The organism is Reichenbachiella agariperforans (assembly GCF_900142205.1).
Taxonomy (GTDB): Bacteria; Bacteroidota; Bacteroidia; order Cytophagales; family Cyclobacteriaceae; genus Reichenbachiella; species Reichenbachiella agariperforans.
Genome location: NZ_FRAA01000002.1, coordinates 399,484 through 413,754 on the forward strand (window position 1 = coordinate 399,484; position 14,271 = coordinate 413,754).

The 14,271-nt window shown below is 44.7% G+C and carries 7 protein-coding genes; 4 read left to right on the top strand and 3 right to left on the bottom strand.

The genetic code is table 11. From position 1 onward, the window contains the following. Window positions 1-11 precede the first annotated feature (11 nt). Together BUB99_RS08110 and BUB99_RS08115 are read left to right on the top strand one after the other, a co-directional pair. A complete protein-coding gene (locus BUB99_RS08110; RefSeq protein WP_073121316.1) occupies window positions 12-923 on the top strand; it encodes a bile acid:sodium symporter family protein in 912 nt (303 codons plus the stop codon). Window positions 924-1,004: 81 nt separating this feature from the next. Beyond that, window positions 1,005-1,223 (top strand): hypothetical protein, encoded by a 219-nt coding sequence (locus BUB99_RS08115; RefSeq protein ID WP_073121318.1) that lies wholly within the window; start codon window positions 1,005-1,007, stop codon window positions 1,221-1,223. 312 nt (window positions 1,224-1,535) lie between these two features. Here BUB99_RS08115 and hemB read toward each other — a convergent pair whose 3' ends face one another. Then, a complete protein-coding gene (gene hemB, locus BUB99_RS08120; RefSeq protein ID WP_073121319.1) occupies window positions 1,536-2,510 on the bottom strand; it encodes a porphobilinogen synthase in 975 nt (324 codons plus the stop codon). A 184-nt stretch (window positions 2,511-2,694) separates the two neighbouring features. Between hemB and BUB99_RS08125 the strand changes: the two genes are divergently transcribed. Together BUB99_RS08125 and BUB99_RS08130 are read left to right on the top strand one after the other, a co-directional pair. Then, on the top strand, window positions 2,695-3,939 hold the full coding sequence (locus BUB99_RS08125) for an aspartyl protease family protein (RefSeq protein WP_084190442.1): 1,245 nt from the start codon (window positions 2,695-2,697) through the stop codon (window positions 3,937-3,939). A 150-nt stretch (window positions 3,940-4,089) separates the two neighbouring features. Then, window positions 4,090-7,461: a methylmalonyl-CoA mutase family protein gene (locus BUB99_RS08130; RefSeq protein ID WP_245816814.1), complete on the top strand. Its 3,372-nt coding sequence runs from the start codon at window positions 4,090-4,092 to the stop codon at window positions 7,459-7,461. Window positions 7,462-7,476: 15 nt separating this feature from the next. On the opposite strand, the gene BUB99_RS08135 is transcribed toward BUB99_RS08130, so the two are convergent. Next, window positions 7,477-8,358 (bottom strand): LysM peptidoglycan-binding domain-containing protein, encoded by an 882-nt coding sequence (locus tag BUB99_RS08135; protein ID WP_084190443.1) that lies wholly within the window; start codon window positions 8,356-8,358, stop codon window positions 7,477-7,479. Between the two features lie 105 nt (window positions 8,359-8,463). Further along, a complete protein-coding gene (locus BUB99_RS08140) occupies window positions 8,464-14,184 on the bottom strand; it encodes a LamG-like jellyroll fold domain-containing protein (protein WP_073121326.1) in 5,721 nt (1,906 codons plus the stop codon). Between the last annotated feature and the right edge of the window lie 87 nt (window positions 14,185-14,271).

A 14,271-nucleotide genomic window follows, 5' to 3' on the forward strand; every position in this document is an offset into this window, starting at 1 on the left:
ATCGCTGATATATGGAAGAAACGTTGGATCATGTTGTCTTGAACTTTAGCAAAGACTCCCTTCTTTTGCTCAATGCATGTATAGCCATCATCATGTTTGGTGTAGCGCTGGAGTTGAAATTGGAGAGCTTCAAGCTACTATTCAAAGCGCCTAAGCCTATTCTTGTCGGTCTGGCTTCACAGCTAATTTTGCTGCCTTTTTTTACTTTTCTGATGGTACTCTTGATCGAACCTGCTCCTAGTATCGCACTAGGCATGATGCTCGTCTCTTCATGCCCTGGAGGTAATGTATCCAACTTCTACAGTTCCATTTCTAAGGCAAATGTTGCACTATCGGTTAGCCTGACGGCCATTACCTCATCGCTTTCTTTCCTCGTTACACCTCTTAATTTTTCAATATGGTCTAGCTTCTATGAACCCACCGCTCAGATCATCGAAAAAGTGCACCTTAACATCTGGGACGTCATCCTCAACATGATTACGATACTAGTCATACCGCTAATTGCCGGAATGACCTTTAGACATAAACTCCCCAACACAACCCAAAAGATATACAAACCCATTAAACGTTTGTCGATCGTATTGTTCGGTAGTTTTGTCGTATTTGCGCTCAAAGCCAACTTTGGCTACTTCCTAGAGTACATACATTATATCCTTTTCATTGTCTTTGCACACAATCTCATGGCGCTGTGCATAGGTTTCTTTTCTGCCACCGCTGCTAAGTTGGATCAACAAGATAGACGCTCTGTCACCATAGAAACAGGTATCCAAAATTCAGGACTTGCACTCGTGATCATCTTTGATTATTTCAACGGGTTAGGCGGTATGGCCTTTATCGCAGCATGGTGGGGTGTATGGCATTTGCTATCCGGGGCTGCGGTCTCTTGGCTTTGGTCAAAAAAACCAACAGAAGTCCCCGCTTAATATTCCACCGTGATCTGATAGAATCCTTCAATATTGAAACTGATTTGACTATTATTGTATAGACGATCCCACACCACCTGAATGAAAACTGAATACATCTGGTACAATCCAGCAGAGAAAGAATATCAATTTGGCGATAGGCAGACTTACTTAGCCATCATCAAAAACAGCAATCAGTCTCAGAATTTTGTAATCCTAGACAGCTTTGATGGCATCACCGCAGCCTTTAGACAAAAACTTATTTCCCGTTTGAGATTCCTTAATTCACTGCGTAGAAGCGATATTTTCGAATTCATTTAGGCTTTTTTCAAGGAATCACTCACTCCTCTCCGCTTTTATCTCCCAATTTTCGTCATCGATCAGTCCTACAACCCTACTCGTAGAACCACCTATAGAATCCCTTCAATGGTCGACACTTTAACTCCATCAATCGAATTAAATATTTAGGCTTAATTATCCCTGTTATACTTGCCTTGTCATCAACGCTTCAACCAGCTTAGATGACGGTCCTCTTGGACAGGCTTTCAACCAGCCACCTACGAGATCCCCAGCTATGATGAATATCAGGTTGTATGAATGTAACTAGCACTTCCCCCACAGGAAGTGCTTTTTTTATCCCTTCAGAATCTGAGCAGCCTCTTTCGCAAAGTAGGTTAGAATCACTTTAGCGCCTGCTCGTTTGATACTTAGCAGTGACTCCATCATGGCACGCTCACCATCGATCCAGCCCTTTTGTGCTGCAGCTTTAACCATCGCATATTCTCCAGACACATTGTAGGCCGCTATCGGTACATCAAAATTGTCTCGGAGAAGTTTAATCACATCCAAATAGGCCAAAGCGGGCTTCACCATCAAAAAATCTGCTCCTTCTTCCTCATCGAGCTCGGCTTCTATCATCGCTTCTCTCAAATTAGCAGGGTCCATTTGATAAGTCTTCTTATCTCCAAATTTAGGTGCAGAATCCAAGGCATCTCTAAATGGCCCATAAAAAGCACTCGCATATTTGGCACTATAGGACATAATAGACGTATCTTCATACCCACTCTCGTCCAACACTTCTCTGATAAACTCTACTCTGCCATCCATCATATCAGAAGGGCCGATGATGTCAATACCAGTCTCTGCCTGTGCTAGTGCCATTGATCCTAATATTTCAAGGCTCTCATCATTTAATATCTTACCATCCTCATCGACCAACCCATCATGGCCATCCACAGAATAAGGATCCATAGCAACATCCGTCATGATGCAAGCCTCAGGAAACTCTTCCTTTAACTCTCGGAGAGCTTTGAGATAGAAAAAATCAGGGTCATAGCTATATGTAGCTTCCTTGTCCTTGTATTTCTCCGCCACCACGGGAAAAATATCGAACGACTTCACGCCCAGTTCTAAACACTGTTCGATCTCCGCTCGCATGTTATCCTGTGAAAATCGATAGATACCAGGCATAGAATCTACTTCGACTTTTTTATTCTTTCCTTCCAACAAAAATAGTGGGTACATAAAATCTTTGGTGGACAAGCGTGTCTCCTCTATCATTCCTCGGATTACAGCCGATTTCCTGTTTCTTCTTGGTCTTCTTAGCATGATGCATGTGTTTGATGCAAAAGTAAAAATAACCACCTGATATCTCTAGAACTATCGTGACAAGTCGTCTCATCGCTTACGATACTACTGATTATCAAGTATCAGTAATAAAAATGAGCGATTTTATTCGTATATTAATAGGGAATGACACGCACTAGATCGTTTAGTGTTCAAAAGGGATCAGATGAAAAGAGTATTGACTATAGGCATCATATTAGTCATGGGGATTATTCCTTATGATGATGGTGCACTATGCCAGCACGTCGGTTTTGATCTCCCTGACCATGCCAAGCGAGTTCGAATAGATTTCGAGCTGCATAATAACCTGATCGTCATCCCTATCACTATCAACAATTTCATCAGGGCTAATTTCATATTAGATACTGGAGTACAGTACCCCATCCTCACCGAAAAGGCACTAGCCGATTTGATCGGTCTCACATATAGCCGTAGGATCATCATCCAAGGACCAGGAGAAAATGACTCGATCACTGCTCGTGTCGCCCTAGATGTAGACTTAGAATTACCGGGAGGTGTCCGATCTGGAATGAACCAAGCGATGTTGGTCATGGAGCAAGACCACCTCAACCTCCGGGAGACCATGGGTGTAGATGTTTATGGAATCATCGGGTATGACATCTTTAGTCGGTTCATTGTCGAAATCAACTATGACGACCGTTACATCGTCCTACATGAGCCAAAAAAATACAAACCAAGAAGAAGATATAAGAAAGTCGACATGCGCGTCTACAACACCAAACCGTACGTCGATGTAACTGTGACTAACAACCGTGGGCAAACCAACGTGATGAGCCTAATGGTAGATACAGGAGCCAGTCACTCCCTCCTCATCGACAACCCCGACGACAGAAGCATATTACCCACCTCTAATATTTCCTCCATTATAGGTCGAGGACTAGGAGGAGAAATAGAAGGAAAACTGGGGCGTGTCAAAAGCATAGAGTTCAACAAGTTTGAGTTTGAAAACCCAATTGTATCCTTCCCAAAAGAAGGTTCTTATGGAAGTGGTGTAAAAAGAGGTAGTAGACAAGGTACTGTCGGGAGCGAGTTTATCAACCGATTCAATGTGGTGTTCGATTATTTCTCTGGCACACTTTATATCAAAAAAGGCAATGGCCACTCTCGTGAGTTTGAGTACGACATGAGTGGTATGACACTAATTGCAGCTGGCGCAGATGATTTTGACCAATACCGAGTCAACTCCGTGCGCTACAATTCTCCCGCTTACTTGGCAGGGGTCAAACCAGGAGATATCATCCAATCCATCAATGGATTCAGCTTTGAGGATCTGAGACTATCAGGTGCTACAGCCATGCTGCGCAGCAAAGAAGGAAGAAAAATCACACTAAAAATTATGCGTGGTGATGAGGATTTCAAGACCTCCTTCAAATTAACGCGCTACATCTAATCATTCAGCGAAAATTCTCACCCTTAACATCCCGAAAAATATACTATCACTGTTTTTTCATCGAACCAATGTCTTAATTGGATTTACACAGCTTCTAGGAAGTAAGAACAAAGTAGCGAAAATTTTATTTTATCTACTTTTGGCGAAACTATGATGAAGACTATGCCAGATCAGGTACCACAGGTATATACCCCACAAAATCACATTCGAATTGTAACTGCTGCCTCTCTTTTCGATGGCCATGATGCCGCCATCAATATCATGCGTCGAATCATTCAGGGTACAGGGGTTGAGGTCATACACCTCGGTCACAACCGATCTGTAGATGAAATCGTCAACTGCGCTATCCAAGAAGATGTACAAGCTATCGCCATCACCTCCTACCAAGGTGGGCACGTCGAATATTTCAAATACATGTATGACTTGCTAATCGAAAAAGGGAGACCCGAAATCAAAATATTCGGAGGAGGAGGGGGCACCATACTTCCCGCTGAGACCGAAGCACTACATGCACACGGGATTAGTCGCATCTACAGTCCCGACGATGGTCGATCTATGGGACTACAAGGCATGATCAACGACATGATCTCTGCCTGTGATTTCCCTATCGGGGAAAAAGAAAACATACCGCTTGATCAGCTCTCTTCAAGGAACATACTTCCGATTAGCCGCCTAATCACTACAGTAGAAAACTACCCAACCCAATCAAAAGACCTTATCCAAAACATAAACACACTAGCAGCTAAAAAGACGACACCCATACTAGGAATCACAGGAACTGGTGGTGCTGGAAAATCCTCTCTAGTAGACGAGTTGGTCAGAAGATACCTGATGGATTTTGAAGACAAAACCATTGCGATCATCTCTGTAGACCCGTCCAAACGAAAGACAGGCGGTGCACTCCTCGGAGATCGCATTCGGATGAACGCTATCGACAATCCTCGGGTCTATATGCGATCGCTCGCTACTCGACAATCCAACCTTGCGCTCTCCAAACATGTACAAGAAGCTGTAAACATCGTCAAGGTCGCTGGATATGATCTGATAGTCCTAGAGACAAGTGGTATCGGGCAGTCTGACACAGAGATCACAGATCACTCCGACCTCTCCCTCTATGTCATGACACCAGAATATGGTGCCGCTACCCAGTTGGAAAAGATCGACATGTTGGATTTTGCGGACATCATCGCGCTCAACAAGTTTGACAAGCGTGGAGCACTCGACGCACTTCGAGACGTCAAAAAACAATACCAGCGCAACCATCAACAATGGGACACACCCACAGAGCAATTGCCCGTGTTTGGGACGATTGCTTCACAGTTTAATGACCCGGGCATGAATGCCCTATATGGCTGTATTATGCAACAGCTAACTACGAAAAATTCATCGAGTTTCGAACCCCACATAAAACTCGCACAAGGGAGTTCCGAGAAAATCTACATCATCCCACCAAAACGTGTACGCTACCTCTCCGAGATATCGGACAGTATTCGCGACTATGATCAGTGGGCTATCAGACAAAGTACAATTGCCCAGAACCTATACAGTATCACCAATACCAAAGCACTGAGTGACGAATCACTACACGCTGAGCTAGACAAACTCTACGATAAAACAGCGTTAGATTTTGATCCGAAAAACCAAAAAATCATCAACGAATGGTCTGACAAAAAAGCCAACTACGCAGCAGACCAATACACCTACCACGTCCGTGGAAAAGAGATAAAAGTAGAGACCAAAACCAGCACACTTTCTCATAGCAAAATTCCCAAAGTTTCACTTCCCCGATACGAAGCGTGGGGCGACATCCTCAAATGGTCGCTGCAAGAAAATGTCCCAGGAGAATTCCCTTTTACAGCGGGCGTATTCCCGTTCAAACGACAGGGAGAAGACCCTACGAGAATGTTTGCTGGTGAGGGAGGTCCAGAGCGCACCAACCGACGGTTTCATTATGTATCTATGGGACTGCCAGCCGCTCGGTTGTCTACAGCCTTTGATTCGGTGACCTTGTACGGAGCAGACCCTGCAGTACGACCCGACATCTACGGCAAGATCGGTAACTCTGGCGTCAACATCTGCTGTCTAGATGATGCAAAAAAGCTGTACTCAGGTTTTGATCTGACAGCTCCTACGACCTCCGTATCGATGACCATCAATGGTCCCGCTGCGACGATATGTGCCTTTTTCATGAACGCGGCTATCGATCAACAGTGCGAACGGTACATCCATGCCAATGGTCTGGCCTCAGAAGTCGAAGCAAAAATCGACCAGCTCTACCAAGGACATATTCGTCCACACTACCAAGGCGAACTACCTCAAGGAAATGACGGTCTGGGACTGATGCTACTGGGTGTGACAGGTGATGAGGTGCTGCCTACGGATATCTATGCACAGATCAAATCTGAGACGCTCAACAAAATCCGAGGCACCGTCCAAGCCGACATCCTCAAGGAAGACCAAGCGCAGAACACCTGTATTTTCTCTACAGAGTTTTCCTTACGAGTAATGGGCGATGTACAGCAGTACTTTATCGATCAGAAAATCCGCAACTTCTACTCCGTATCTATCTCCGGCTACCACATTGCTGAGGCGGGTGCCAACCCGATCACACAGCTAGCACTCACACTTTCCAATGGTTTCACATTCGTAGAATACTATGTGTCTCGTGGCATGGATATCAATGATTTTGCTCCGAACCTATCCTTCTTTTTCTCGAATGGGATAGATCCAGAGTATGCCGTGATCGGGCGTGTTGCACGCCGCATTTGGGCGAAAGCCATGAAACTAAAATACAATGCGGATGAACGCTCCCAAAAACTGAAATACCACATCCAAACCAGTGGACGATCTCTGCATGCGCAGGAGATCGATTTCAACGATATCCGTACTACGTTGCAAGCACTCTATGCGATCTACGACAACTGTAACTCACTGCACACCAATGCGTATGACGAGGCGATCACCACCCCGACAGAAGCTTCCGTTCGGCGCGCCATGGCGATACAGTTGATCATCAATCGGGAATTGGGATTGGCCAAAAACGAAAACCCGCTACAAGGATCATTCATCATCGAAGAATTAACTGATCTGGTAGAAGAAGCTGTCCTAGCAGAATTTGACAAAATCACAGACCGAGGTGGTGTCCTCGGTGCAATGGAAACCATGTACCAGCGCAGCAAGATTCAGGAAGAAAGCCTACACTACGAACATCTCAAGCACTCTGGAGAATACCCCATTATTGGGGTGAACACTTTTTTGTCATCCCAAGGCTCACCAACCGTCACGCCTGGTGAGGTGATTCGTGCCACACCTACAGAAAAAGAATACCAAATCAGTATGCTCTCTGTGCTACATCAGCATAAGGAAAAACATGCAACACAGGCTCTAAAAGCACTACAAGAAGTGGCCATCCAAAATGGCAACATCTACGAAGCGCTGATGGAAACGACCAAGCACTGTTCGTTAGGTCAAATCACAGAAGCTCTATACGAAGTGGGTGGTCAGTACCGAAGAAATATGTAAAAGGTCAATGCTGTATTAAAATCCGTATGCTTCAAAACCTGAAGAAAACTCATCTTCGTTAAAGGTGGGGTTGAGTTCTATGTCGAAGTACTCATAGAGTTCAAACAACCCTTGGTCATCGAAGATTTTCATCATGACTGGCAGGTGAGTCGTCTGATCTATGTAGATAATCATGCGAGGGGAATAATCTGTCGGGACGGAAATCGTCATTCCTGGTTGTACTTCGTCATAGTCTTGATCCAGGTTGTTTTTCTCCAAGATCATAAAGCCACTCAATTTCAAACTATCCTCGATGGATGCCAAAGTCTCCCATTTTTGGACTGTATGCTCACGGTATTGAAAATATGGATTGCTCAATTCTATGGCATCACAAGCGACCCCTCCAAAATCCACTGGGTCTAGTTTGGAGATCATGGTTTTGGATTCCTCTCCATATTTATCTACCAAAAATTTTAAGATTGACATCACATAGGTATATCCGCCATCACGAATCGTATGATGTTGGCCTTTTCGCATCAAGCTACCCATAGGGTCTAGTCTCAAAGTCACCCATGGAAAACTGACTGGGTTGATCAGTGCGTTTCCATCGTTTTGCCCTTCGCAGTAGAGTACCTCTAATCCCTTGTCTGGCGACAGTTGATTTGAATAAATCTTATACGGTGCTACAGATAACTTGGTGGCACTGACTTGTGTAATGAGTACTCCTTCCACGCGCTCGGTTTTCTGCATTGTGAACTTCATACTAGTAACCGACTCTGCAGCTGCAAACATGGATTGAGCCAGTTCATACCCCGTTTGCCCCATACTTATCGTTGAAATACAGCTCAACATCCCTAGGAATAAAAGCCTCTTTTTCTGTCTAGATAACAAGAAGGACAACACATCAAATTTTTTCATCCGTGCAAGATAGTTAAATGAGCCATGAGAGGATGATCCAAAGGTAAAAGACAAAAAAAGAGCAGCTCATGCTGCTCTTTTAACCTTACATTAATCAATCCACTATTATCGTCGGACCAACAGCTTTGTTGTTGTGGTAATATTTTGATCCGTGATTTTCATGAAATACAGTCCCGATTCTAGATGACGGATAGATACCTGATCAGATCCGAAAGACTTTTCTACCCAAACCTCTTGCCCTCTTGCATCAAATATTTGAATCTTAACATCTGCTGATTGTACCCCTTCTATACTAATTGTACTCGTTGCTGGGTTAGGATAGACCTGGAAAGAAACCTCATTTTCCGTAGCTAATACTGACGTACCTTTCTCGGTCACCTCGAAACTAACGGCTGTCTCTGCTGAATTATAATTGTCATTCCCCGCCTGACTAACCGTTATAGTCACTACACCTATCGTACCATCTAAAGTGATCGTCGTACCATTGATAGTCGCTGGACCAGACACTGTATAGATCAATGCCAGAGAAGAAGTCGTATTCGCGATCACCTCAAAATCCAAATCATCAACTAGCTTGTTTTCAATAGCTGTCACAGTAATGGTTTGATCTGCTTTCGCTACAGTGAAACTTTGTGTCACCTGAGATGCTGCATTGAATTGATCATTGCCCAACTGATCAGCAGCAATCTCAACCGTACCCGCACCAGTGATAGAAACGGTACGGCCAGCTACAACCGCAGGACCACTAATAACCGAGTAGATCACGTCTAACCCCGAACTAGCTGTGGCAGTTATATCAAAGTCTGCATCTCCAAATACCTTGTCTGAAATGGTCTCAAACGTGATGGTCTGATTAGTTTTGGCTGGATCTGAGACATTGAAAGTAGTTTGCTCACTCGCAGCGTTGAAATTGTTATTGCCTGCCTGACTAACAGTCACCGTGATCACGCCTATCGTACCGTCCAAAGTGATCGTCGTACCGCTAATGGTAGCTGGACCAGACACCTCATAGGTCAGTGCCAGAGAAGAAGTCGTACTGGCTATCACATCAAAATTCGAATCTCCTATCAACTTGTTTTCAATAGCCGTCACAGTAATGGTTTGATCTGCTTTTGCTACTGTAAAACTTTGTGTCTCCCGAGGTGCTGCATTGAACTGATCATCGCCAAGCTGATCGGCAGCCAGCTCAACCGTACCTGCACCTGTAATAGAAACGGTATTGCCAGTAACAGTCGCTGGACCACTAATGACCGAGTAAGTCACGCTTAAACCAGAGGTTGCTGTAGCAGTGACGGCAAAGTCCTCATCTCCAAACACCTTGTCTGTGATCGAATCAAACGTGATCGTTTGATTCGATTTGGGTTGGTCCGAGACATCAAAAGTGATTTGCTCACTCGCTGCTTTATAGTTCTCATTCCCAGCCTGAGAAACGGTCACTGTGACCATGCCGGCTGTGCCGTCTAATGTGATTTCAGAACCAACAATCCTCGCTGGGCCATCTACTGCATAGGTTAGATCCAATCCAGACGTGGTACTAGCGATCACATTAAATGGGTCATCAGTCGTCAATTTATCCTCTATCTCAGTGATACTGATCGTCTGCTCTGCGCGATCTACCACCGTCACTACAGCAGTAGCAGTAGCAACATTGCCTTGAGCATCCATACCAGTGAGTGTCACGGTATTTGCACCTACATTAGCAGTGGTAAAACTGTCGACATCCAAACTCAAAGTGACATCCCCGCAATTGTCAGAAGAAGCATCGTCTACATCAGCAGGCGTGATCACGGCAGTGCCATCTGTTGACAGATTAACCGTAATATCCTGAGTCGCCATCACTGGAGCCATACTATCCTCCACAGTAACTGTGGCTGTAGTCGTGGCTAGATTGCCAGACTCATCTACTACCGTCAAAGTGACGGTGTGCGCTCCTAGTTGTGTGCAATCAAAATATGCTTGATCTAAAGCCAAGGTGAGATTTTCTGATTCAGTACAGCTATCACTTGAACCATTGTTGACATCTAGTGGACTGACTACTACATTTCCAGTGCCATCGAGTTGAGCTGTAAAATCCTGTGCGATTGCCGTCGGTAAGGTCGTTTCCTCTACCGTTACAGTAGCCGTAGCAGTTGATTGATTGCCAGACGCATCTTCTACAGTCAAGGTCACCGTATTAGATCCTACGTCAGCACAAGTGAAGGCCGTATGACTCAAAGTCAACACCAAGTCGCCTGTGGCGGTGCTGTTGTCTTTTGATCCATTGTTGATTTGAGCTGGAGTGATAGCAGCATGGCCGTCAGCATCTAGTTGAATCGTTAAATTTTGAGCGATCGCTGTGGGTAGCAGATTGTCTGTGACCGTGACAGTAGTTTCTGCCGTCGATTCATTGCCGCTTGCATCAGTCACGGTGAGTATCACTGTATTTTCGCCCAGATTTGAACTGACAAACAACGTTTGGTCTATGCTCAACTCAAGGTCTTCATCTGCTGTGCAATTGTCTGAAGACCCATCGTTGATGTCGATGGCAGAAATAATAGCCTCACCGTTTGGATTGAGGCCTACTGTAATATCTTTCGCTACTGCTGTAGGTGCTGTTTCATCTCCAACAGTCAAAGTCACCTCCTCAGTCATTTGGAAACCACAGCCTGTTCCGCACGAAAGTTCTGGCCCTTCTGCCCAGGCCATTGCTTCATCGAAATTCACTAAAGCACCATTTTTACCAGCTTTTATTTCTGTCAGTTGCGTTCCTTCTCCATCCTCAAAATTGAAATAAGCTGACAGTCCACTTTCTGTTCCTCGCAAACAGTTATCCATCTCCTCAGAAATCTCTGCCGCGGTTTTGGCTACATTCCAGATTCTGAATTCATCCATTTTTCCATCAAAGTACTTAACTGGGCTTGCTCCGCCATGTACGCCTAGGTGCACAGGCCTTGAGCTACCAAGAATTCGAGTGACAGATGGGTTATTTTCAGAGGCTACTTCTGTACCATTTACCAATATTTTAGCCACCCCATTGTCAAAAGTCACTGCAATGTGATTCCACTCATTTAGTGTTAAGGATTGGTGAGCGTACAATTGGATATCGCTAGCCTCACCGTCCAAAGTAAATCGTACGTTTCGACCATTGTCAAGAGTCCCATCAGTATCCACAATAAAATCTCCTGCGGTTGACCCTAGACTGCTATAGTTCATGTTGGAAAACAGTCTACTCGAAGATGTGCCTCTTGGAAAAATCCATGCTTCTAGCGTGAATGTGCTCGTGGTTGACATGGTATATGTCGTGGCAACTCGATCATTGGTGCCGTCAAAATCCAATCCTCCCGATATACTGTTTACAGGAGGCACTTCTCCGTACACATTGAAAGTGGTGTTCTCAGTGACCGTTCCAGTATTGAAATCCAAAGATTCTCCTGTTCCCAACATTGGCCCATCTACGATGCTGTTGTCCGCACTATTTCTTAGAAAATAATTAATACCACTGACCGAACTGCCTGTTGTGACCGTCGTGCTCATTTCGTCACAACCAGTGTCTTCTGCTATGGTCACAGCTTCATCATCGATATTGGAAGTCACCGTGACGATGGCCTCTGCGGTGGCGATGTTTCGGCTGGCATCTTTCACCGTCAAAGTCACTGTATTAGCGCCCAAATCCTCACAGGTAAATATGGCTTTGTCCAAACTGAAAATCAATTCATTATCCGCTGTATCGTCATCAGTAGAGCCATTGTCGACCTGCGAAGCTGCTACAGTAACTTCTCCGTTGATTCCGAGCTCCACCGTGATATCCTGGGCAATGGCAGTCGGCGCTACGAGGTTCCTAGGTGAAGAACCACTTTCATACGCACCCATGTCAATAGTACCAGCATGGATTCTTTTGTTGCCCAAAATATCTCCAAACAAATCGCCGGGTAGTTGGTCATTGCTACCTGCATCTATCGCCGGAGAACCTGTGAATAAGGTGAAATCCTGAGAAATGGCATCCGTAAATAACGGGTCTTGATTGATGTTGTCTGAAACAACAGGCGCATTTGCTTTGGTACTGAAATCCGTTTGATTGGAAATGTTATACGTGAAAGTCAGGCTGTTTAGCTTGTTGGTAGGTCTGTTCATAAAACCGATAACTTGTTCATTCACCACCACTGGCGAACTCAGGTTGTTGTAGAAGATATTGTTGTGAAGTGTCGCGTGCGCTTTTGATGTTGCATCGTTGTTTAATCTTCTGATGACTATCGTCCCTTTGTCGTTGGAGGTATTGGTGCCCAAGTCCTTATTGTCAGTAAAAGTACTGTTGATCACTGCTACATCTATTTGTCCAGCATTGACCGCAAAGTACAAGCTACTTCCAGCAAAGCCATCTCCACTAGCTACATCTCCTGCCACATTCTCAAAGAACAAAGAATTGTAGACTTTCGCATCCAAAGTAGCGCCATTTTCCACAGAAGCAGCAAAACCACCACCATAACGTGCAAAATTGTTGTTGACGATACAGTTTTCAACCCTCAAAGTATTGTCGGCACCCGAGGTAAAAAGCACATGAATATTGCCTTCTCTGTTGGACACATTTTTGCGAATGATGGTGTTTTTTATCGTAAGGTTTTTAGCATCCGAGCTTTTGAATATTGCAGCTCCTCTGTTGTAGTCATTGTTGGCTGTATTGTTGGCTTGACCGCCTGTGATGATGACTCCATCAATCAGCGTATTGTCACCCGCTACATAGACTATTCGATAGGTGTTTTCGCTTCTAAGCGCATTGGTATAGGAGATGTCATTGTCATCATCTCCATTTAAGTCTCCAGACAATATTGTTGGGTTTGCTCTCCAGCTTCTTTCTGAAAGTTGCGTTTCTGTACCAGCAAAACCGCCAAACAGCTTCACGCCTTTTTGAAGCAAAAAACTGGCGGTCCGATCTGAAGCATCTGCTTTGTAGGTGCCTTGAGCGACCCAAATAGTATCTCCAGAGGCAGTGGCATAGTCTGTTGCGGCTTTCAAACTCGTATAAGCATTCGCCCAAGATGAGCCATCATTGTTTCCACTGGCATCACTTTTTACATAGATTTTGGCATGAGAAGTACGTTGGTTATAGATGGTAGTGATCTCTGCATCTTCTAGCTTCTGGGTGTACATTCGAATGTCATCAATTTGATCTTCATAGCTGAATTCAGCACTTTGATCCTGAATATTTCCTATAGACAAAGGAACGGCATCCACCGTGCGGCCTGTGCCTCCTGCAGTTGGGATCTCTACAGTGGTAAGCTGTTGCAGCACATTGTCGACATACAGCCGATGGCTTACATTGGGGAAGCTACCGTTGAGTGTGGCACGTGACCATGCAGACATGGTGAGCACTACATGGTGCCACTGCCCATCGGCAATGGTGCCTCCTGCTGTATTGATATTATTGGAGACAAAGTGTATGTTTTGATTGTATACATAAAATCTCCCGAATGCGCGTAATTCACCGTTTTCTAAAATGACACGGTAGCCGATTGGGCCTTTTCCTCCAGGGTTTCCACCCCACTGATCCAAGATATATCTTGGATTGGCGTCATTGGTACTGGTCTTGATCCAAAAACTGACTGAAAAATTAGTGCGGTTGACTCCACTTTGCTCCTGCAGTACGTCTCCATTCAGTGAGATTGCACCATTGGCAAAACCGTCCCGGTCTTCAGCTCCTGTAAGTGCATCCCCAGTTTGGGTGAGGCTATTTTCCGTACTGCCAGTATTTTGTAAAGCCCCATCTACAAAGAGGTATTCGGAAAATGGATTTTGTGCGTTGGTCGCTGCAGCGAAAATGAGCACAAAGAATAGTGAAAGGTATAATTTCATGGTTTTGTGTTTTGATTAATATCAATTCAAAACTATGACTGACTCTACCTTGATTCTTATGGTACTTTCTGAAATGGGGGTTTGAGT

What these genes read in the sequence shown, in the direction of transcription:
- BUB99_RS08110 (WP_073121316.1), top strand. Translation starts at nt 12, where the DNA reads ATGGAAGAAACGTTGGATCATGTTGTCTTGAACTTTAGCAAAGACTCC.
- BUB99_RS08115 (WP_073121318.1), top strand. Translation starts at nt 1,005, where the DNA reads ATGAAAACTGAATACATCTGGTACAATCCAGCAGAGAAAGAATATCAA.
- hemB (WP_073121319.1), bottom strand. Translation starts at nt 2,510, where the DNA reads ATGCTAAGAAGACCAAGAAGAAACAGGAAATCGGCTGTAATCCGAGGA.
- BUB99_RS08125 (WP_084190442.1), top strand. Translation starts at nt 2,695, where the DNA reads ATGAAAAGAGTATTGACTATAGGCATCATATTAGTCATGGGGATTATT.
- BUB99_RS08130 (WP_245816814.1), top strand. Translation starts at nt 4,090, where the DNA reads ATGATGAAGACTATGCCAGATCAGGTACCACAGGTATATACCCCACAA.
- BUB99_RS08135 (WP_084190443.1), bottom strand. Translation starts at nt 8,358, where the DNA reads ATGAAAAAATTTGATGTGTTGTCCTTCTTGTTATCTAGACAGAAAAAG.
- BUB99_RS08140 (WP_073121326.1), bottom strand. Translation starts at nt 14,184, where the DNA reads ATGAAATTATACCTTTCACTATTCTTTGTGCTCATTTTCGCTGCAGCG.